Annotated in this window: 17 protein-coding genes; 13 read left to right on the top strand and 4 right to left on the bottom strand. The window is 69.7% G+C overall.

The window, feature by feature from the left end; all coding sequences use genetic code 11:
- Positions 1–38: 38 nt before the first annotated feature.
- The 3 genes from G9U51_RS04025 to G9U51_RS04015 are packed head-to-tail and all read left to right on the top strand — an operon-like array spanning position 39 to position 4,980.
- Positions 39–890, top strand: a complete 852-nt coding sequence (locus G9U51_RS04025) for a class I SAM-dependent methyltransferase (RefSeq protein ID WP_328823299.1) — start codon at positions 39–41, stop codon at positions 888–890.
- Positions 887–1,597, top strand: coding sequence for a class I SAM-dependent methyltransferase (locus tag G9U51_RS04020; protein ID WP_166193522.1), 711 nt, complete (start codon positions 887–889; stop codon positions 1,595–1,597). The genes G9U51_RS04025 and G9U51_RS04020 overlap by 4 nt, the downstream gene beginning before the upstream one ends.
- Complete coding sequence (locus G9U51_RS04015) at positions 1,594–4,980, top strand: alpha-(1->3)-arabinofuranosyltransferase domain-containing protein (protein ID WP_166193519.1); 3,387 nt, start codon at positions 1,594–1,596, stop codon at positions 4,978–4,980. Before G9U51_RS04020 ends, G9U51_RS04015 begins: the two co-directional genes overlap by 4 nt.
- Here G9U51_RS04015 and G9U51_RS04010 read toward each other — a convergent pair.
- The gene (locus G9U51_RS04010) at positions 4,883–6,013 is read right to left on the bottom strand and encodes an acyltransferase family protein (protein ID WP_166193516.1); all 1,131 of its coding nucleotides are present in this window, start codon (positions 6,011–6,013) and stop codon (positions 4,883–4,885) included. The two genes, G9U51_RS04015 and G9U51_RS04010, sit on opposite strands and share 98 nt — an antisense overlap.
- Positions 6,014–6,096: 83 nt before the next feature.
- On the opposite strand from G9U51_RS04010, the gene G9U51_RS04005 reads away from it, so the two are divergent.
- Genes G9U51_RS04005 through G9U51_RS03985 form a run of 5 tightly spaced genes read left to right on the top strand, consistent with a single transcriptional unit; the run spans position 6,097 to position 10,388 of the window.
- Entirely contained in the window at positions 6,097–7,182 is a 1,086-nt protein-coding gene (locus G9U51_RS04005) for a GHMP family kinase ATP-binding protein (RefSeq protein WP_166193513.1), read from the top strand.
- Positions 7,179–7,817: a D-sedoheptulose-7-phosphate isomerase gene (locus G9U51_RS04000; protein WP_166193510.1), complete on the top strand. Its 639-nt coding sequence runs from the start codon at positions 7,179–7,181 to the stop codon at positions 7,815–7,817. Before G9U51_RS04005 ends, G9U51_RS04000 begins: the two co-directional genes overlap by 4 nt.
- Entirely contained in the window at positions 7,804–8,373 is a 570-nt protein-coding gene (locus tag G9U51_RS03995) for a D-glycero-alpha-D-manno-heptose-1,7-bisphosphate 7-phosphatase (protein WP_166193507.1), read from the top strand. The genes G9U51_RS04000 and G9U51_RS03995 overlap by 14 nt, the downstream gene beginning before the upstream one ends.
- Before the next feature lie 60 nt (positions 8,374–8,433).
- Positions 8,434–9,378, top strand: a complete 945-nt coding sequence (locus G9U51_RS03990; RefSeq protein ID WP_166193504.1) for a DUF3068 domain-containing protein — start codon at positions 8,434–8,436, stop codon at positions 9,376–9,378.
- Positions 9,379–9,383: 5 nt separating this feature from the next.
- A complete protein-coding gene (locus tag G9U51_RS03985) occupies positions 9,384–10,388 on the top strand; it encodes a UDP-glucuronic acid decarboxylase family protein (RefSeq protein WP_166193501.1) in 1,005 nt (334 codons plus the stop codon).
- 59 nt (positions 10,389–10,447) lie between these two features.
- Here G9U51_RS03985 and G9U51_RS03980 read toward each other — a convergent pair whose 3' ends face one another.
- A complete protein-coding gene (locus G9U51_RS03980; protein WP_166193498.1) occupies positions 10,448–11,251 on the bottom strand; it encodes a class I SAM-dependent methyltransferase in 804 nt (267 codons plus the stop codon).
- Between the two features lie 118 nt (positions 11,252–11,369).
- Here G9U51_RS03980 and rpsA point away from each other — a divergent pair, with 118 nt between their 5' ends.
- The 5 genes from rpsA (at position 11,370) to G9U51_RS03955 (ending at position 17,338) form a co-directional block, all read left to right on the top strand.
- Positions 11,370–12,830 carry a 30S ribosomal protein S1 gene (rpsA, locus tag G9U51_RS03975; RefSeq protein ID WP_166193495.1) on the top strand — a complete coding sequence of 487 codons (1,461 nt, stop codon included), beginning with the start codon at positions 11,370–11,372 and terminating at the stop codon, positions 12,828–12,830.
- A gap of 224 nt (positions 12,831–13,054) precedes the next feature.
- Positions 13,055–14,014 (top strand): carbohydrate ABC transporter permease, encoded by a 960-nt coding sequence (locus tag G9U51_RS03970; protein WP_328823298.1) that lies wholly within the window; start codon positions 13,055–13,057, stop codon positions 14,012–14,014.
- Positions 14,011–14,910: a carbohydrate ABC transporter permease gene (locus G9U51_RS03965; protein ID WP_328823297.1), complete on the top strand. Its 900-nt coding sequence runs from the start codon at positions 14,011–14,013 to the stop codon at positions 14,908–14,910. The genes G9U51_RS03970 and G9U51_RS03965 overlap by 4 nt, the downstream gene beginning before the upstream one ends.
- Positions 14,911–14,937: 27 nt before the next feature.
- Positions 14,938–16,251 carry an ABC transporter substrate-binding protein gene (locus tag G9U51_RS03960; protein WP_166193489.1) on the top strand — a complete coding sequence of 438 codons (1,314 nt, stop codon included), beginning with the start codon at positions 14,938–14,940 and terminating at the stop codon, positions 16,249–16,251.
- Positions 16,252–16,276: 25 nt separating this feature from the next.
- A complete protein-coding gene (locus G9U51_RS03955) occupies positions 16,277–17,338 on the top strand; it encodes an ABC transporter ATP-binding protein (protein WP_166193486.1) in 1,062 nt (353 codons plus the stop codon).
- Between the two features lie 98 nt (positions 17,339–17,436).
- On the opposite strand, the gene G9U51_RS17245 is transcribed toward G9U51_RS03955, so the two are convergent.
- Both G9U51_RS17245 and G9U51_RS03945 read right to left on the bottom strand, forming a co-directional pair.
- Positions 17,437–17,904, bottom strand: a complete 468-nt coding sequence (locus tag G9U51_RS17245) for a MarR family winged helix-turn-helix transcriptional regulator (RefSeq protein ID WP_166193483.1) — start codon at positions 17,902–17,904, stop codon at positions 17,437–17,439.
- Positions 17,901–19,097, bottom strand: a complete 1,197-nt coding sequence (locus G9U51_RS03945; protein ID WP_166193480.1) for an MFS transporter — start codon at positions 19,095–19,097, stop codon at positions 17,901–17,903. Before G9U51_RS03945 ends, G9U51_RS17245 begins: the two co-directional genes overlap by 4 nt.
- Positions 19,098–19,154 lie beyond the last annotated feature (57 nt).

Genomic DNA, 19,154 nt, shown 5'->3' with positions numbered 1-19,154 from the left:
TAGAGTATCGCCCGACCTACTCGGAGGTAGCAAAACGCGTGAAGTCCCTTGACTGCGAGATCTGCGGTGGTCCGGTCGCCGATCTTCGGCTCGCTCCGGGGTGCACGCTGGACCGCTGCACCGCGTGTGGTCACCTGGCCCGCGACCTGACGCGCGCTCCTGCCCGGCACCGCGATCTGGCGTATGGCGGGGAGCCGACGCTGGACCGGATCCGCCTGGACCTCACCTATCGCGCGATGCGGCGGTATGCCGAGCCGCGGTCGGTCTTCGAGATCGGTTACGGCAGTGGGTCGATGCTGCGCCGGTTTCTCGACGGGGGCGCCACCGTGGCCGGTGCCGACCCCGACCAGCTGCAGATCGGGGTGGACGAGAAGGTCCGCCGCGAGGGCACCCTGCACGAAGGACCGGTGGAGTCGCTCGACCCCGCCGGCGTGGACGCCGACCTGGTCTACGGCATCCACGTGCTCGAGCATGTGGCGGACCCGGTGCGCACCATGCGGGTGGCGCGCGACCTGCTCGCGCCCGGCGGGATGGTGCAGTTCCTCACCCCGGCCGGCGACAGCGACGGCATACAGCTGTATCGCGACGGCTGGTGGATGCTCGAGGACCCGACGCATGTGCGCTTCTTCACCGCGGCGTCGTTGGCGCGGGCCGCCGAGGACGCCGGGCTGATCCGGGTGCGGGTGCTGCGGCCGGTGCTGGACAGCCTGGTCACCGATGCGGCGAGCGTCGCCCGCCGGCTGTCGCCGCGAGACCGGCCGCGCGGCGTGCTGAGCTCCCGGGCGGTGCTCGGCGCCGGCCTGGCGTCCGCCCCGGTCGTGCTGGGCGCGCGACTGGCCCGGCCCCGGCTGCGGCCCACCCTGCACCTGGTGGCGGAGCGGCCCCGATGAGCGACCGCGGTCTCGCGCGCTCGGTGCGCTTGTTCCGAGCCTTCCTGCAGGAGCAGACCGACCCGCCGGTCTTCTACGGTGCGCTCGCCCGCGATTCGGTCGAGCTGCTCGACGAGCACGCCGACCTGGCCGGCCAGCTCATGCTCGACGTGGGCGCTGGCCCGGCGGAATTCGCCCGCGCCTTTCGGGCAGCGGGAGCGCGCTACGTGCCGGTCGACCACGACCCCTCGGTGGCATCGGTGCACGACGGCGGGGTCGTGGCGACAGCGGCGGCGCTGCCGTTCGGCGACGACAGCGTGGACCTGGTGTTCAGTTCCAACCTGTGGGAGCACGTGCCCGAGCCCGAGGCCGTCGCCGACGAGATGGTGCGCGTGGTCCGGCCCGGCGGACTGGTGTTCCTGTCCTACACCAACTGGCTGTCACCCTGGGGCGGCCACGAGACCTCCCCCTGGCACTGGCTCGGCGGCGATCGCGCCGCCCGGCGCTACGAACGCCGCCACGGTCGCCCACCCAAGAACCGGGTGGACGACACACTGTTCCGGGTGAGCGTCGCCCAGGGTCTGCGGTGGGCCCACTCGAGTCCGCGGGTGGAGGTGCTCGCCGCGCGCCCGCGTTATCTGCCCGACGCCGCCCAGGCCGTGCTGCGCGTGCCGGTGCTGCGCGAACTCGTGACCTGGAATCTGCTGCTGATCCTGCGCAAGCGATGACCCGGCGCTCGCCGGTGCTGTGGCTGAGCGCGATCGTCGTCGCGCTCGTGCCCTGGCTGATCCAGCCGGGCCGCACCGAGCCGGACACCAAGGTCGACCTGGTCATCTCGCCGTGGCGTTATCTCGGGCGCGCCCTGCGGGCCTGGAATGCCCACTCCGGCCTGGGTGAACTGCAGAACCAGGCCTATGGCTATTTGTTCCCGATGGGCCCCTTCTTCGGTGCCGGCTCCTCGGTCGGCCTGCCCGCCTGGGTGATCCAGCGCGCCTGGTGGACGCTGCTCGTGCTGGTCGCCTTCACCGGCACCGTCACCCTGGTGCGGCGGCTGGGCCTCGGCGGCCCGCGGGCGGCAGTGCTCGCGGGCGCCGCCTATGCCTTCGGCCCGCGCGTGCTCACCCTGCTCGCGGCCAACTCGGTCGAAGCCTGGCCGTATGCCGTCGCGCCCTGGGCCGTCGTGGCCGCCCACCGGCTGCTCGACCCGGCGCTGCGGGGACGCCGGCTGGCCGGTGCGCTTGCGGTGTGCGGTCTGTTGGCCACCGCGACCGGGGGTGTCAACGCGACGGCGTCGGCCGTCATACAACTCCTGCCCTTCGGGCTATTGCTGCTCGACCCGGTCGGCCGGCGACGACTGATTCCCTGGGGTGCGGCCGTGCTCGCGGGCGCGGTGTGGTGGCTGGCACCGCTGCTGGTGCTGGGCGGCTTCGCCTATCCCTTCCTGGACTACATCGAGACCTCCTCGATCACCACCGCGGTCACCTCGGTGCCCAACACCCTGCGGGGCGCGAACGACTGGGTCGCCTACATCCTGGACAGCCAGGGTCACCCGGTCTGGCAGGGCGGCTGGGTCGCCGCTCAGTCGCTGACCTCGATCCTGGCGACCTGCGCGCTCGCGGCCGTCGGGGTCCTGGGCGTATGCCGGCTGCCTGCGCGCGTGCGCACCTGGGCGCTGGTCTGCGTGGTGGCCGGGACGCTGGCGATGGTGCTCGGCCACCCGGGGTTCGCCGGGTCGCCGGTCGCTGGGCCGGTGCGTGCCCTGCTGGACGGCCCGCTCGCCGCGTTGCGCAATGTGCACAAATTCGACCCGCTGATCCGGTTGCCTCTCTGCCTCGGCCTGGCGGTGATGGCGCACCGGCTCGCGCGCGCACCGCGACCACGGGTGCGGTGGTCGGCCGGACTGGTGGCGCTGCTGGTGCTCGCGGCCGCGACGCCGTTGTGGCAGGGGCGGGTCGGCGACGCGGGCGCCTATCCCCGGCTGCCGGCGGAGATCTCCCGTACCGCCGCTCGGATGGATGCGCTGGCGGCGGCGGACGGCGGCTCGACCCTGTTGCTGCCCACCTCGCGCACGGCCACCTACACCTGGGGCCGCACCACCGACGAACCGTTGTCCGCGGCCGCGACCTCGCCCGTCGTGGTGCGCGCCTCGGCACCGCTCGGCCCGCCCGCCGCGACCCGGCTGCTCGACGCCGCCGACGAGCTCGCCGCCACCGGTCAGCCGCAGCCTGCGCTGGCGAGCGGACTGGCCCGGATGGGCATTCGTCGCGTCGTGGTGCGGCACGACCTCGCCGCCTCGGCCGGCGCCGGCGCGTGGCAGGCGGTCGAACGCACCCTGGCAAGCTCACCAGGCTGGCGCCGGGTGGGTGCCGACGGTGCGCTGACGCTCTGGCAGGTCACCGTGCCGGCGCCACCCACTCGATCGGACCGGTTCACCGTGGTCGACGGAGGACCAGAAGCGATCTTCGCCGCGCTCGCGACCGGCGTGATGTCCGCGGGCACCCCCACCGCGCTGCTCGGCGACGTGCGCACCGCCGCCAATGTCGTCACCGACTCGCTGCGCTGGCGCGCCTACAACAACGGCGTGCCCACCGTCGATGCCTACAGCCCCACCCTGCTCGCCACCGACAGCTCACCGACCAAGGCCGGTGCCCGCGATCTGCTGCCCGCGATGCCTGCGGGTCAACGCCCGCACCGGGTGCTGCAGCACCTCCAGGCCGTGAGCGTCAGCTCCGATGGTGCCGATCCCTTCGCCCGGGCGTATGCCGGGCCGCTCGCGTCGGCCTGGTCCGCGATCGACGGCGACCCATCGACCGCCTGGCTGACCGGTGGTCACGAATCGACGGCGCGGCTGCGCCTCACGCTGACCGCGGCTCGCGACGTCGGCGCGCTGCGCATCGTGCCGGCGCCGCGGTTGCCGGTCGGCACCTCGGTGGTGGTGACGACCGACCGGGAGCGCTTCACCGTGCCGGCCGACCGTGCCACCACCGTGCGGACCACCCAGCCCACCCGCAGCGTCACGGTGACGCTGAGCGCACCGGCCGGCGCCACTGACCCGGTGCTCGGACTGGCCGAGGTGTCGTCCTCGGCCGTGCGCTGGGGCTCGGTGATCGCCATACCTCGGCGGGTGAATCCCGACCGCACGCTGCTGCTGCAGCGCGACATGCGCACGACCGCGGGCCGGCCAACGGGGGAGGACGGCACGGTCATCAAGCGGCAGGTGACCTTCGGCGCGGCGGACAGCCCGGCGGTCGCGGTGTGGTTGCGGGCGCCCGCCCGGCCGGGAGCGACCGGGTGCGGCGTCGGCGCCGTGCGGATCGGTGATCGCTCGGTCCCGCTGCGCCTCGAGGACCCGGCAGTTCCCGGGTCGCTGGTGCGTGCCGTGCCGTGCGGGCGGGTGCGGGTGGCTGCGGGCACCACCGTGCTGGCGATCAGCGGCGCCGGGGGATTCGTGCCCGATTACGCCGTGTTGGGACCGGCACCGGCGGCGACGACGGGCGGCTCCCTGGTCACCACGACGCACGCGGCCAATCCGGGCTGGTCGGCCGGGCCCTCGGCACCCGCGGAGGTGGTCGACGGATGGCGGCAGGCCTACGCGAGCGCTGGGCCGGTGCGCGAGCGGTTCACCCCGCAGAGCGCGCATCTGCTCGGCTTGCTGACCGGTGCCGCGCTCGTGCTGCTGTTGCTGGCCGCTGCGATCGTCGGTGGCTTCGGGCGGGCGCCGCGCGCGCCGGGGCTGCCGGTCCAGCCGGCCGCGCTGACAGCGGCCGGTGCGCGATCCGGCCGGCCAGCCTCCCGGCGGCGGATGGCCGGTGGGCTGCTCGCCGTGCTCGTCGGCGGCCTGGCGGCCGGCCCGATCGGGCTGCTGATCGGCGTTCTGGTGGCGCTCATTCCGCGCCGGTGGCGGGTGCCCGCCGGCGCCGCCGCGTTGGTGCTGGCCGGGGTGGCCCTGGCGACCCTCGGCGTGGTGGATGCTCGGTCCGCTGGCGCCGCACTCGGTCAGGTGCTCGGCACGCTCACCCTGTGCGCACTGGCGTCCGAGCTGCTGGATCGGACCGACGCGCCCGGCGCAGCACCGGCAGCTCCAGCAACTGCGCCGACGCCTGGGCGATGACCACGGTCACCGTCACCACGGCGAAGAGCATCCAGCCGAAGCCGCCGGTGAACAACTGCCTCCCGGTGAACAGGTAGAGCACCTGCAGCACCAGCACATGCCAGAGAAACACCGCATAGGACAGATCCCCGGCGAAGCCCAGGCCCGGCCACGACGCGAGCTCACGTTCCCCGCGGGTGCGGGGCGAGGCCGAGGCGGCGAAGACGAGCAGCCCGGCGAAGACGGCATACAGCAGTTCCTTGGTGACGGCCTGGGGCACGGTCGGCAACCGCAGGTCGGCCGGGCCGGCCAGGGGAGTGGAGGCGACCAGGTAGACGATCGCGGCGACCCCGACGACCACCCCCGGCGTCCACCGAGCCGGGCGCAGCGCCACATCGGGGCGAGCCTGCAGCACCGCGAGCGCGGCGCCCACGGCAAACCACGCGGCGTGCCCGAGCGCGCTCGTGGCGAGCGCACCGGCATGACCCGCCGGGTCCTGCCGGCTCCACGCGGCGGCGCCAGCCTGGACGACCAGCCCGAGCAGCGCGACGGCCGCCAGCGTCGGCAGCACAGCGCGCGGCGCCCGATCGCACAGCCGCCGCAGGGCCGGTCCGAGCACGGGCAGCAGCAGGTAGAAGGTGACCTCGGTGGTGATGCTCCAGGTCTGGGTGAAGGCCTGATAGGTCTGGCCGGTGTAACCCTGCACCAGCAGCAGATTGGACAGCACCCGCCCGACACCGCCGAGGCCGCCCTCGGGCGTCGCCCCGGTGGCCGCGACGGCGAGCACCGTCACCAGCGCGACGGCATACGCGGGCAGGATGCGGGCGGCGCGGTGGACGGCATACCGGTGCAGGTCGACCGGACCGGTCAGCCACGGCCGCAGCAACAAGAAGGCCGAGATCGCGAAGAACACCGCGACGCCGCTGTCACCGCGCGCGAGCAACCCGCCGGAGACGTCGATCGCGGACGCGCCGGTCCAGAAGGCGACATGGGAGAGCAGCACGAGCAGCGCGGCCAGACCACGCAAGCCATCGATCCAGGGGAATCGCCGCACCCGTCGCCTCCTCACCACATACGCTGCTCACGCCACCTGCCGCGGCCAGCGCCCGGCCCGACCCGAGGGAGGTTAGCCGCCCGATGACCTCGACACTGGACGGTGCGGCGGACCCGTCGGTCGTCGACCACCGCAAGCCGGTGCTGCGTGCCCGCGCGCCGCTGCGGATCTCCTTCGCTGGTGGCGGCACCGATGTGGCGCCCTTCCCGGAGCGCGAAGGCGGCGCGGTGCTGTCGAGCACCATCTCCTCGTTCGCGTTCTCGACGCTGCGGCCGCGCACCGACGGTCGCGTCACCGTCCAGTCCGTGGACTACGGCACCTCGGTCGGCTTCGACATCGACGGCCCGGTCGAACTCAACGGCCAGCTCGACCTGCCCAAGGCGGCGATCGACCGGATCCGGCGCATCGACGGTGCGGTGCCCTCCACCGGGTTCGACCTGTTCCTGCACACTCAGGCACCGCCCGGGTCCGGCCTCGGATCCTCCAGCGCGGTGATGGTCTCGGTCATCGGGCTGGTCGCCCAGCACTGCAGCGTCGACCTCACGCCCTACGAGATCGCCGAGCTGGCCTTCCGGCTGGAGCGCGAGGACCTCGGCATACCGGGCGGTTCGCAGGATCAGTATGCCGCCGCCTTCGGCGGGTTCAACTTCATCGAGTTCCAGCCCGACCAGGTCGTGGTCAACCCGCTGCGCGTGCGCGACGCGACCGTGCACGAGCTTGAGCACAACATGCTGCTGGCCTTCACCGGCCGCACCCGGGTGAGCGACCACATCATCGAAGACCAGCGCAGCCGCTACGAGGGCGGGCAGAGCGAGGCGCTCGAAGGGCTGCGCGCCCAGAAGGAACTCGCCGCGCGGATGAAGCAGGCCCTGGTCAAGGGCGAGGTGGACGCCTTCGGGCGGCTGCTCGGTGAGGCCTGGCGGGAGAAGCAGAAGATGTCCTCGCGGATCACCACTCCGCTGATCGACGCCGCGGTCGAGCGGGCCACCAAGGCCGGCGCGCTCGGCGGCAAGGTCACCGGCGCGGGTGGCGGCGGACACATGGTGTTCGTCTGCGAGTTCGAGCGCCGGCATATCGTGGCCGACGAACTGATCGCGCTCGGGCTCACCGTCTCCGAGGTGACCTTCAGCAAGGACGGCGTCACCACCTGGAGGGGACAGCGCGCATGAGTCATCCGATCCACGGGGTCGACCCACAGGCCGCGGGTGCGGCTGTGACCCGGCGGTATGCCGACGGGCTCGCCTCCTGGTCGGCCCTCGCCGCCGCGCTCACCGATCCCGCGCTGACCGCCGCCGTCGATGCGGCCGGTGCGGCCTTCGTCGAGCGGGTGGCCGCCGGTGGCACCGTGCTCGTGGCCGGCAACGGCGGGTCCGCCGCGATGGCCAGCCATATCGCGGCCGAACTCGTCGGCAAATGTGTCCACGACAACCCGCCGCTGCCCGCGATCAGCCTGGCCGAATCCATCTCCTCGCTGACCGCGATCGGCAATGACTACGGCTACGACGAGGTGTTCAACCGCGGGATCCTCGCCCACGCTCGGGCGGGTGACGTCTTCCTCGCGATGAGCACCAGCGGCAGCAGCCCCAATATCGTCTCGGCGCTCGCCCTGGCCCGGGAGCGCGGGGTGCTCACGATCGCGATGGTCGGTGAAGGTGGCCGGCACCTGCAAGGCAGCGTCGACCATCTGCTCGTCGTGCCCTCGCGCGAGACCCCGCGCATCCAAGAAGTCCACCTGTTGTGGGGGCATTCCTGGTGTGAGGCGATCGACGTGCTCAGCCGTGATGCGGGCGATGCCGGCTCCTGAGCTGACCGACGCCGACCTGCTGGGACGCTCGACGGCGCCGCTGCCGCGGGCGCGGGCGGACTCGGCATACGACCTGGTCCTGCTGGACCGCGACGGGACCTTGAACCTGCGCCGGCCCGGTTATGTCGACGACCCGGACGACCTGGTGATGCTGCCCGGCGCGGCCGAGGCGGTCGCCCGGCTCAATGCCACCGGGGCAATCGTCGTGGTGGTGACCAACCAGCAGGGCCTGGCGACCGGCGCACTGACCGAGCGGCAGGTGCTCGCGGTGCACCGGCGGTTGCTCGACGAGCTCGCTGCGGCCGGCGGCTGGCTGGACGGCATCCAGCTGTGCCCCCATCGCGCGGGCACCTGCGGCTGCCGCAAACCGGCGACCGGCCTGTTCGAACAGGCCTTCGCTCGCGCCGCCTGGGCCCGCCCGGAGCGCTCGGTGATGATCGGCGATCAGCCGACCGATATCGCCCCGGCCACCCGCATGGGGGTGCCGGGTCACCAGCTGGGAGTCGCGGGGGATTCTCTCGCCGAGATTGTCGCGTCCATTCTCGGCGATCCGTGACACACGCCACGCTTACCTACGCTACTGTCCGGTAGAAGTGACTCGACTCTGGAGGTTCTGGTGCGGAAGTCCGCCATCGTCGTCGGCCTAGGTGCGTTTCTCGTCACGCTCGGGCTGCTGCTCAAGTTTTACGCGTTTCCTCGTCTGGCGGTGATCCCGTATGACCAGAACACCGGTCAGACGCTCACCGACCCCAAGGCGAAGTTCTTCGACGCGGACACGCTGAAGTTCAAGCAGGAGCCGATCACCACCACCGCGACCGTCGTCGGCAACAAGGACGCCGCCAAGAAATACGGTCGCAACTCGGTGATGATCAACTACTGGCAGTACACCGACAACAACGGCACCCCGCCGCCGATGTCGGCCACGACCGCCTCCTACGCCCTCGACCGCAACACGGGCAAGGCGCTCAACTGGGCCGGTTCGACCCTCAACGGTCGCCCGGTCGACTTCCAGAACGCCTACATCATCAAGCTGCCCTTCGGCCTGCAGAAGGGCAAGAGCTATCCCTACTTCGACACCACGCTCGGCAAGCCGGTCCAGCTGAACTACGCGGGCACCGAGAAGATCATGGGGATGGAGACCTACAAGTACACCGCGTCCGTGCCGGACACGACGTACATGAAGTTCGAGGCCCCTGGCTTCCTCTTCGGTCTCGGCAAGGAGTCGCCCGGTCAGAACGCCGACCGCACCTACTCCAATGACTACACGATCTGGGCCGATCCGATCACCGGTGTGTTCATGAAGATGAGCCAGCACCAGAAGCAGACCTTCAAGATCCCGGGCCGCCCGGCGGTCAACATCCTGGACACCACGTCCACGATGACCGAGGCCACGGTCAAGAAGAATGTCGATGAGTACAAGTCCAAGGGCTTCCAGCTCAACGCCCTGAAGGCCGCCCCGTGGGCGCTCATCCCGCTCGGCCTGATCCTGCTCATCGGTGGTCTGATCCTCGCCCTCATCACGGGCAACGGCCGTCGCGGTCGTCGCCGGGCAGAGAGCTGAGCCGGATGCGGGTCGTCGTCACCGGCGGCGCCGGTTTCCTCGGCTCGCATCTGTCCGAGACCCTGCTGGCCCGCGGTGCAGAGGTTGTCGCGCTCGACAACTTCTGCACCGGGTCGGTCGACAATGTCGCAGCGCTGATGTCCACCGGCCGGTTCACGCTGGTCGATTGCGATGTCTCCCAAGGGATTTCGGTCGACGGCCCGGTGGACGCGGTGCTGCATTTCGCCAGCCCGGCGTCGCCGGTGGACTACCTGCGGATGCCGATCGAGACCCTCCAGGTGGGCTCGCTCGGCACCCAGCACGCGCTGGAGTTGGCGCTCGAGAAGGGCGCGCGGTTCGTGCTCGCCTCCACCTCCGAGGTGTATGGCGACCCGCAGGTGCACCCCCAGCCGGAGACCTATTGGGGGCATGTCAACCCGGTCGGACCGCGCGGGGTCTACGACGAGGCCAAGCGGTATGGCGAGGCGCTCACCCTCGCCTACCGGCAGACCCACGGTGTCAACACCGGGATCATCCGCATCTTCAACACCTTCGGTCCGCGGATGCGACCCAATGACGGCCGCGCGATCCCGAACTTCATCCGGCAGGCTCTCGCCGGCGAAGCGGTGACGGTCGCTGGTGACGGCCGGCAGACCCGGTCCATCTGCTTCGTGGACGACCTGGTGGCCGGCATCCTGCAGATGGCGCAGATCGACCACCCCGGCCCGATCAACCTCGGCAACCCGCACGAGATCTCGATGCTGGACCTGGCCCGCTGGATCGTTGATCTCACCGAGTCGAGCTCGCCGGTCGTGCACATCGAGCGACCGGTCGACGATCCCTCGGTGCGCCGCCCGGACACCACGCTGGCGCAGGAGGTCCTCGGCTGGGCACCGCAGGTCGGCATCGAGGATGCGCTGCGGGCCACGATCGACTGGTTCCGCGAACACGCCGACAGCGAGCCGCTTTCGCCGGAAGCCACCGAGCAGATCCTGGCCGGCAACGAGCAGCCGCGCGCCACCCGCCGCTGAGCAAGCCTCCCCAACCCGTAGTAGAGGAATCCGGCGGCTATAGCGACCACATTCCCCTACTACGCCTGTAGGGATTTGCGGTGCGCGCACACGATCAGCGACCCCGGCAGCAGCTCCCCGCGCAGCGGGCTCCAGCCGCCCCAGGTGGAGGGGTTGTGTTGCGGCCATTCCGGCTCGACCAGGTCATCCAGCACCAGCCCGGCCGCGACGACCTCGCGCACCCGATCCCCGACCGTGCGGTGGTGCTCGGCATAGGTCAGCACCTCGCCGGCGCGCTCGGCATACGGGCTGCGGTCGAAATAGGAGAAACGCGCGGTGAGGCCCTCGTGCCCGGGCACGTCGGGAAAGGCCCACCGGATCGGATGGCTGGTCGAAAAGACCAGCCGTCCGCCGGGCCGCAGCACCCGGGCGAGCTCGACCATCAAGGCCGCGGTGTCGGCGATGAACGGCACCGCGCCGTATGCCGAAAAGACCAGGTCGAAGGACGCCTCGGCGAAGGGCAACCGCCGCGCGTCGGCCTGCACCAGCGGCACCGGATGGTCCGACGCAGCGTTGAGCCGGCGCCCGACGCCGAGCATGCCGATCGACAGGTCGGTGGCGACCGCACGCGCGCCCTGCCCGGCTACCCACCGCGAGCCCTGTCCGGCGCCGGCGCCGAACTCCAAGACGTCCCGGCCGGCGAGATCGCCGAGCAGCCCCAACTCGGGTTCGGTCCAGCCCTCGGGACCCCAGGTCAACGCGTCATCACCGAGGAATCGGCCGTGCTCGGTGTAGTAGTCGTCGGCCTCGGTGTCCCACCAGGACCGCTGGGCGGGGACGGTCTCGTCGTCACCCAGAGGTTGCGATCGGCCGGTGGTCGTCATACTTTGACCCGTTCCTTGCCGCACAGGTAGGGTTGACGGGCGTCGTCGTGTGCCCCCGGGTGCCTCTGGCGTGTGTCAACCGTCCAACTCGATACGTCCATCAAAGGTTTCCTACTACATGACTGCAACTACCGCCTCCCAGATCGCTGTCAACGACATCGGATCTGAGGAGGAGCTGCTCGCCGCGATCGACGCGACGATCAAGCACTTCAACGACGGCGACATCGTCGAGGGTGTCATCGTCAAGGTCGACCGTGACGAGGTTCTGCTCGACATCGGTTACAAGACCGAGGGTGTCATTCCCTCCCGCGAACTGTCCATCAAGCACGATGTCGACCCGACCGAGGTCGTTTCCGTGGGTGATGAGGTCGAGGCGCTCGTCCTTCAGAAGGAAGACAAGGAAGGCCGCCTCATCCTGTCCAAGAAGCGGGCTCAGTACGAGCGCGCCTGGGGCACGATCGAGCAGATCAAGGAGCAGGACGGCGTCGTCACCGGCACCGTCATCGAGGTCGTCAAGGGCGGCCTGATCCTGGACATCGGCCTGCGCGGCTTCCTGCCGGCCTCCCTGGTCGAGATGCGCCGCGTGCGCGACCTGCAGCCGTATGTCGGCAAGGAGATCGAGGCCAAGATCATCGAGCTGGACAAGAACCGCAACAACGTGGTCCTGTCCCGCCGCGCCTGGCTGGAGCAGACCCAGTCCGAGGTCCGCACCACCTTCCTCAAGGAGCTGCAGAAGGGCCAGGTCCGCTCCGGCGTCGTGTCCTCGATCGTCAACTTCGGTGCGTTCGTGGACCTCGGCGGTGTCGACGGCCTGGTGCACGTGTCCGAGCTGTCCTGGAAGCACATCGACCACCCGTCCGAGGTCGTCGAGGTGGGCCAGGAGGTCACCGTCGAGGTGCTCGACGTCGACATGGACCGCGAGCGTGTCTCCCTGTCGCTGAAGGCGACCCAGGAGGACCCGTGGCAGCACTTCGCCCGCACCCACGCCATCGGCCAGGTCGTGCCGGGCAAGGTCACCAAGCTGGTGCCCTTCGGTGCGTTCGTGCGCGTCGAGGACGGCATCGAGGGGCTGGTGCACATCTCCGAGCTGGCCGAGCGCCACGTCGAGCTGCCTGAGCAGGTCGTCCAGGTCGGTCAGGAGATCTTCGTCAAGGTCATCGACATCGACCTCGAGCGTCGCCGCATCTCGCTGAGCCTCAAGCAGGCCAACGACGACTCGGGCGCCGAGTTCGACCCGACCCTCTACGGCATGGCCGCCGAATACGACGACCAGGGCAACTACAAGTACCCCGAGGGCTTCGACCCCGAGACCAACGAATGGCTCGAGGGTTACGAGGAGCAGCGCGAGCGCTGGGAGAAGCAGTATGCCGACGCGCACGCCCGCTACGAGGCGCACCAGGCGCAGATCGAGCAGGCGCGCAAGGACGACGCCGAGGCCGCCGACCAGGGTGGTTCGGCCCCGACGTCCTACTCCTCGGGCGGCTCGTCCGACACCGCGGCCCCCGCGACCCCGGCCGAGGGCACGCTCGCCTCGGACGAGGCGCTGGCCGCGCTGCGGGAGAAGCTGACCGGCGCCTGAGCCAGTCGGCGCTGACCGTCGCGACAGCCCCCGGGACCTGCTGGTCCCGGGGGCTTCGTGCATCTGCTCACGGTCCCCGGCCAGTGGGGAGGGGCCCGCGGAGGCGGGCGCGGGCAGCATACGGGATTGGTTCGGGCGGACCGGCCAGGATGTTATGTCCAAGCAACCCCACGGACGGCTATCGTTCAGCCCGTGTTCCGCACGTCCCGACAGAGTCTGCGCTCGTGACCGCGCCGCCTGAGATCTCCGCGCCGGCGCCTCGGTCCGGACCTCCCGCGCCCGTCGGCAAGCCGCCGCGCCGCAGTGGCCGCCCGTATGGCGAGTGGTTGCTCGCCGCGGGCCTGTTGCTGCCGAACCTGCTGTTGCTGGTGCTGTTCACCTACCGGCCGCTGGTCGACAACATCCGGCTGTCGTTCACCGACTGGAATATCTCCGCGCCGGTCGCCCGCTATATCGGCGTCCAGAACTATGTCGCCTGGTTCCACGACGGCAACTCCCACCAGGTGCTGCTCAACACGCTGATCTTCACCGTCGCCACGGTCGGCATCTCGATGGCGCTCGGCCTCGCCCTGGCGATGCTGCTCGACCAGAGGCTGCGCGGGCGCAATCTGGTGCGCTCGGCGATCTTCGCGCCCTTCGTGATCTCCGGCGCCGCGGTCGGTCTGGCCTTCCAGTTCGTCTTCGACCCCAACTTCGGCATGATCCGCGACCTGGCCGACCGCTTCCTGGGCGTGAGCGTGCCCGACTTCTACCAACAGCCGGGCTGGGCGCTGGTGATGGTCACCACGACCTACATCTGGAAGAACCTGGGTTACACCTTCGTCATCTACCTCGCCGCGCTGCAGGGTCGGCGCGCCGACCTGGACGAGGCGGCCGAGATCGACGGTGCGTCCGCGTGGCGCCGGTTCAGCAAGGTGCTGCTGCCGCAATTGCGCCCGACGACTTTCTTCTTGTCGATCACCGTGCTGCTCAACTCGGTGCAGGTCTTCGACATCATCAATGTGATGACGCGCGGCGGCCCGCAGGGTTATGGCACGACGACGTTGGTCTATCAGGTCTACCGAGAGACCTTCGTCAACAACAAGGCCGGGTATGGCGCGACCATCGCCACCATCATGTTCCTGATCCTGCTGGTGATCACGGTGGTGCAGGTGCGCGTGATGGATCGAGGGATGAATTCGTGACTGAGTCGGCGATCACCGGCGTCGACCCGGACGAGAGCTCGGGCCGCGCTCACCAGGCGGAGGCCGCGAGCTTCGGCGGGGTGCTGATGAAGGTCGCGGGATATGCCGCGATGGTGGCGGTCCTGCTGCTCGTGGCGGCCCCGCTGTTCTGGATCGTCATCACCTCGATCAAGGAGCGGCCGGATATCTACACCCAGCCCGCGCAGTGGTGGCCCTCGCCGCCGACCGCGGATGGCTACAAGGCGGCGACGACGGACATCGAGTTCTGGTCGTATTTCAAGAACTCGCTGATCATCACCACGATCTTGTCGATCGCCAAGATCGTGCTCGGGGTGTTGAGCGCGTACGCGTTGTCGCTGTTGCGTTTCCCGGGCCGCACCATCATCTTCGTCATCGTGATCGCGGCGCTCATGGTGCCCAACCAGATCACCGTGATCTCCAACTACGCTCTCGTGAGTCAGCTGGGGTGGCGCAATACCTACCAGGGCATCATCATCCCGCTGGCGGGTGTCGCGTTCGGCACCTTCTTGATGCGCAACCAGTTCCTGTCGGTGCCGGGGGAGATCATCGAGGCCGCCCGGCTCGATGGTGCCGGCCCGATGAAGCTGTTGTGGCGGGTCGTGTTGCCGATGTCGTGGCCGACCCTGATCGCCTTCTCCATCATCACCGTCGTCAACGAGTGGAACGAATATCTGTGGCCGTTCCTGATGTCCGATGACGCCCGCACCGGCACCCTGCCGGTCGGCCTGACCCAGCTGCAGAACAACGACGGCATCACCAACTGGGGTCCGGTGATGGCCGCGACCGTGTTGGCCATGCTGCCGGTCCTCATCGTCTTCCTCGCCTTGCAAAGACACATGATCAAGGGCCTCACCGCCGGTGCGGTGAAGGGCTGACCCCACTTTTTTCAAAGGAGCACAAATATGTCCCAGCTTTCCCGCCGTGGATTCCTCGGCGTTGCCGGTGGTGCCGCCCTCGCGAGCGGCCTGGCGGCCTGTGCCGGCACCGGGTCGGGCTCGTCGAGCTCCGGTGGCGGCGGTGGCAGCGCCAACACCATCGACTTCTGGAGCAACCACCCCGGCAAGTCCAAGGCTGCCGAGCAGAAGATCATCGCCGCCTTCGAGAAGGCCAACCCGAAGCTGAAGGTGAAGCTGACCGACGCGGGCAAGGACTACGAGGAGGTCGCCCAGAAGTTCAACGCGGCGCTGGCCGGTGGCAACCTGCCGGACGTCGTGGTCACCTCCGATGTGACCTGGTTCAACTTCGCGCTGAACAACCGGCTGGCCGATGTGGGCGCGCTCTTCCAGAAGAACGGGCTGTCAACGAGTGACTATGTCGACGGGTTGTATGCCGACTATCGCTACGAGGGCAAGCACTTCGCCATTCCCTATGCCCGTTCGACGATCGTCTTCTACTACAACAAGGACGTTTTCAAGAAGGCCGGCCTGCCCGATCGCGCGCCGACCTCGTGGGACGAATTCACCCAGTGGGCGCCCAAGCTGCAGAGCGCGATCGGCAACGGCAAGCACGCGCTGATCCTCGACGACGGCGCGAACTACCTCGACTGGACCTTCCAGGCGATCAATTGGTCGTATGGCGGCGCCTACTCCAAGGAGTGGACGCCGACCTTCGATGACCCCAAGACGCTCAAGGCGGCCACCGTGCTGCAGGGCTGGGCGAAGTCGAAATACCTCAAGACGTCCGCCGACTCCGCCTCCGACTTCGGCGCCGGCCTCGGCGCCGTGCTGCTGGAGTCGACCGGCAACCTGGGTGGCTTCAAGGACCTGCCCTTCGAGCTCGGGGTGGGCTTCGTCCCGGCGCCGGGCGGCATCAAGGCCTGCCCGACCGGTGGCGCGGGTGTCGCGATCCCCTCGGGCATCTCGGCCGAGCGGCAGAACAACGCCGCCAAGTTCGTGGAATTCCTGACCAATGCGCAGAACACCGCGACCTTCACCCAGGCCACGGGGTACATGCCGGTGCGCAAGTCGGCGCTGAAGGAGCCCTCGGAGGCGGCATACCTGCAGCAGAACCCGAACTTCAATGTCGCGGTGCAGCAGCTGCCCAAGACCCGCCCGCAGGACTACGCGCGGGTGTTCGTGCCGGGTGGTGGTGCCTCGATCGGTCAGGCGCTCGACAAGATTGTTGCGGGCGCGGATGTTGCCGCCACCATGAAGGCGCTCAACGGGACGATCAGCTCGGCATACAACAGCCAGGTGAAGCCCAAGCTGAAGTCCTGATCGCACGGCTACTGGGAGCAACTCGATGGCATCGGTCTATTTCGACGGGGCGACCCGCCGGCACAAGGGCAACGCCCGCCCCTCGGTGGACAGCGTCACGCTGGACATCGAGGACGGCGAGTTCCTCGTGCTGGTGGGCCCGTCGGGGTGCGGGAAGTCCACCACCTTGCGCATGCTCGCCGGGCTCGAACCGGTCGATGACGGCACGATCTATATCGACGGGCACGACCAGCGAGGGGTGCGCCCGCGCGACCGGGACGTGGCGATGGTCTTCCAGAGCTACGCGCTCTACCCGAATATGTCGGCGGAGGAGAATATGGCCTTCGCGCTGCGCAACGCCGGCATGGGCAAGGCCGAGGCGCACCAGCGGGTGCTCGAGGCGGCCAAGATCCTGGAGCTGGAACCCCTGCTCGGGCGCAAGCCCGGGCAGCTATCCGGTGGTCAGCGGCAGCGCGTGGCGATGGGCCGGGCGATCGTGCGCCAGCCCAAGGTCTTCTGCATGGACGAGCCGCTGTCCAACCTGGACGCCAAGCTGCGGGTGTCGACGCGGGCGCAGATCGCCGCGCTGCAGCGGCGGCTGGGCGTGACCACGGTCTACGTCACGCACGACCAGGTCGAAGCGATGACCATGGGTCACCGGGTCGCGGTGCTGAATGCCGGTGTGCTGCAACAGGTTGACACTCCCGAGGCGCTGTATGACCGGCCGGTCAACACCTTCGTCGCGGGTTTCATCGGGTCACCGGCGATCAACCTCGTCGAGGCGCCGGTGCGCGATGGTCAGGCCGATCTGCTGGGTGCGCCGGTGCCGCTGCAGCAGCGGGCCGATGCCGAGCGGGTGATTCTGGGCGTGCGCCCCGAGTCGTGGACGGTCGGTGCGCAGGGCGTGCCGGTGCGGGTCGAACTGGTCGAATCGCTCGGCGCCGAGGCCTTCGTCTACGGACGACCCGAGGGTGATCCGGACGGCCCGCGGCTCACGGTGCGGTTGGAGAAGAAGCTGCGCCCCGAGGTGGGTGACGTGCTGACCATCGCGCCGGTGCCGGCCGAGGTGCATGTGTTCGACGCGGAGAGCGGCCAGCGTCTCGCCTGACTTTCCGCGAAACGTCACTTATGCCTCGCGAAACGTCAGTCATGCCTCGCGAAACGTCAGTAATGCTCCGCGAAACGTCACTAATGCTCCGCGAGACGTCAGTCGATGCGCTGCATCCAGCCGGTGAGCTGGCGCCGCTCGGCAGCGGTGAGATGCCGCAGAAAGTCAGCGCGGATCCGTTCGGCGTATGCCGGAAGCAGTCGGTCCAGCATCGCTCGGCCCTCCGCCGTGAGCTCGGCGTAGGTCTCGCGCCCGTCCTGCCCGGATTTGCTGCGGCGCAGCAGCCCCTTCCCTTCGAGTCGCGCTGCCCGGTGGGACAGATGGCTCGGTGACATCAGCACGTGGCCGGCCAACTCCGTCATACGGACTGTGTCGCCGAGCTCGGCCAGGCCGATGAGGACGCCGAACTCGCCGGTGCTGACCGGTTCGTCGGCGAGCAGGGCGGACAGCCGGTCGTCCATGAGGCGGGCGACGCGCAGGAAGCCACGCCAGGTGTCGCGCTCGGAGCCGCGCAGACCGTCCGGCAGCACGTCGTGCCCCTTCTCGTCGGTTCGCTCGCCGCTCACAGCAGTCGGCGGCGTCCGGCGAGCATACCGAGCACCAGGCTGCCCACCCCGACGAGCACGAAGAACGTCGAGGGCACCGTCCACGAGCCGGTGGCCTCGTGCGCCACGCCGACGATGATCGGCCCGAGGGCGGCCACGCCGTAGCCCACGCACTGCGCCATGCCCGCGAGTTGTCCCGCGCTGTGGCCGTCCCGGGTGCGAAGGCCGAAGAAGGCGAAGCCGAGCGGCATACCAGCACCGAGTCCGAGGCCGGTGAGCAGCACGGCGGCGACGAGGGCGGGACCGGACAGCAGCACGATGCCCAGCGCGCCGGCGATCTGCAGCACGCCGACAAAGGCCGCGATGCGCACCTGGTGGTGCGCGCGGGCGGCGAGCGGCGGGACCACAGTCGCTGGCAGCAGTCCGATGAGGGTTAACAGGCTGAGCAAGGTGGCGGCGTCGGTGGTGCTGATGCCCTTCGCGCCGAGGATCGGCACCAGCCAGGCGACGGCGGAGTAGAACAGCAGCGATTGCATGCCGAAGAAGAGCGACACCTGCCAGCCGAGGGCGGTGCGCCAGCTGCGCCCGGTGGTCTGCGCGGTGGCCGGGGGTTGGTGGTGTTCGCGCTCGAAGGGAGTCCAGGTGACGGCGGCGAGGAGCGCGACCAGCCCGGTGGCGACGAGGCCGGCGTGCAGGCCCCAGGCGCCGGTAATGGGCAGCGCGGTCCACGATCCCAGGGCGCCGCCGACGGTCATCGTCGTGGTGTAGACCGCCGTCATCGTGCCGACGGAGCCGGGGAAGTCACGGCGAATCACCATGGGCAGCAACACATTTGGTAGACAGAGCCCGGCCGCGACGAGCACGGTGCCGAGGTAAAGGGCGCCCACCGCGGGGAGGGTCCGCAGCGCTGCACCCAGCGCCGCCGCTGCGAAGCCGATCACCACCGCGACCTCGATGCCGAAGCGCTTGCCGAGTGTGGTCGAGAACGGCGAGCACAGCATGAACACCACCATGGTGAGCGTCGTCAGGCCGCCGACCGCTGCGGGGGACAGACCGTATGCCGAGCTGATCCGCCCGCCGAGGGGGCCGACGGCGGTGATCGGTGAGCGGGCGGCGAGACCGGCTGCGATGACCGCGGCGACGAGCACCGGGACCCGCCAGGGGTGCGCGCTGCCGATCCGTCGTCGAGCGGCCGCCTGGTGGGTCAGGGTCATCGAGGTCCTTCCGGTAGTTGACGGCGTCAACTATGGCGGCGACTAGTTGTCAGTGTC

The sequence above is a fragment of the Metallococcus carri genome (genome assembly GCF_011440275.1).
GTDB lineage: Bacteria > Actinomycetota > Actinomycetes > Actinomycetales > Dermatophilaceae > Metallococcus > Metallococcus carri.
This window is presented reverse-complemented; position numbering and strand designations above follow the sequence as displayed.

What these genes read in the sequence shown, in the direction of transcription:
- G9U51_RS03985 (WP_166193501.1), top strand. Translation starts at nt 9,384, where the DNA reads ATGCGGGTCGTCGTCACCGGCGGCGCCGGTTTCCTCGGCTCGCATCTG.
- G9U51_RS03945 (WP_166193480.1), bottom strand. Translation starts at nt 19,097, where the DNA reads ATGACCCTGACCCACCAGGCGGCCGCTCGACGACGGATCGGCAGCGCG.
- G9U51_RS03955 (WP_166193486.1), top strand. Translation starts at nt 16,277, where the DNA reads ATGGCATCGGTCTATTTCGACGGGGCGACCCGCCGGCACAAGGGCAAC.
- G9U51_RS03960 (WP_166193489.1), top strand. Translation starts at nt 14,938, where the DNA reads ATGTCCCAGCTTTCCCGCCGTGGATTCCTCGGCGTTGCCGGTGGTGCC.
- G9U51_RS04015 (WP_166193519.1), top strand. Translation starts at nt 1,594, where the DNA reads ATGACCCGGCGCTCGCCGGTGCTGTGGCTGAGCGCGATCGTCGTCGCG.
- G9U51_RS03995 (WP_166193507.1), top strand. Translation starts at nt 7,804, where the DNA reads ATGCCGGCTCCTGAGCTGACCGACGCCGACCTGCTGGGACGCTCGACG.
- G9U51_RS04020 (WP_166193522.1), top strand. Translation starts at nt 887, where the DNA reads ATGAGCGACCGCGGTCTCGCGCGCTCGGTGCGCTTGTTCCGAGCCTTC.
- G9U51_RS03980 (WP_166193498.1), bottom strand. Translation starts at nt 11,251, where the DNA reads ATGACGACCACCGGCCGATCGCAACCTCTGGGTGACGACGAGACCGTC.
- G9U51_RS04005 (WP_166193513.1), top strand. Translation starts at nt 6,097, where the DNA reads ATGACCTCGACACTGGACGGTGCGGCGGACCCGTCGGTCGTCGACCAC.
- rpsA (WP_166193495.1), top strand. Translation starts at nt 11,370, where the DNA reads ATGACTGCAACTACCGCCTCCCAGATCGCTGTCAACGACATCGGATCT.
- G9U51_RS04000 (WP_166193510.1), top strand. Translation starts at nt 7,179, where the DNA reads ATGAGTCATCCGATCCACGGGGTCGACCCACAGGCCGCGGGTGCGGCT.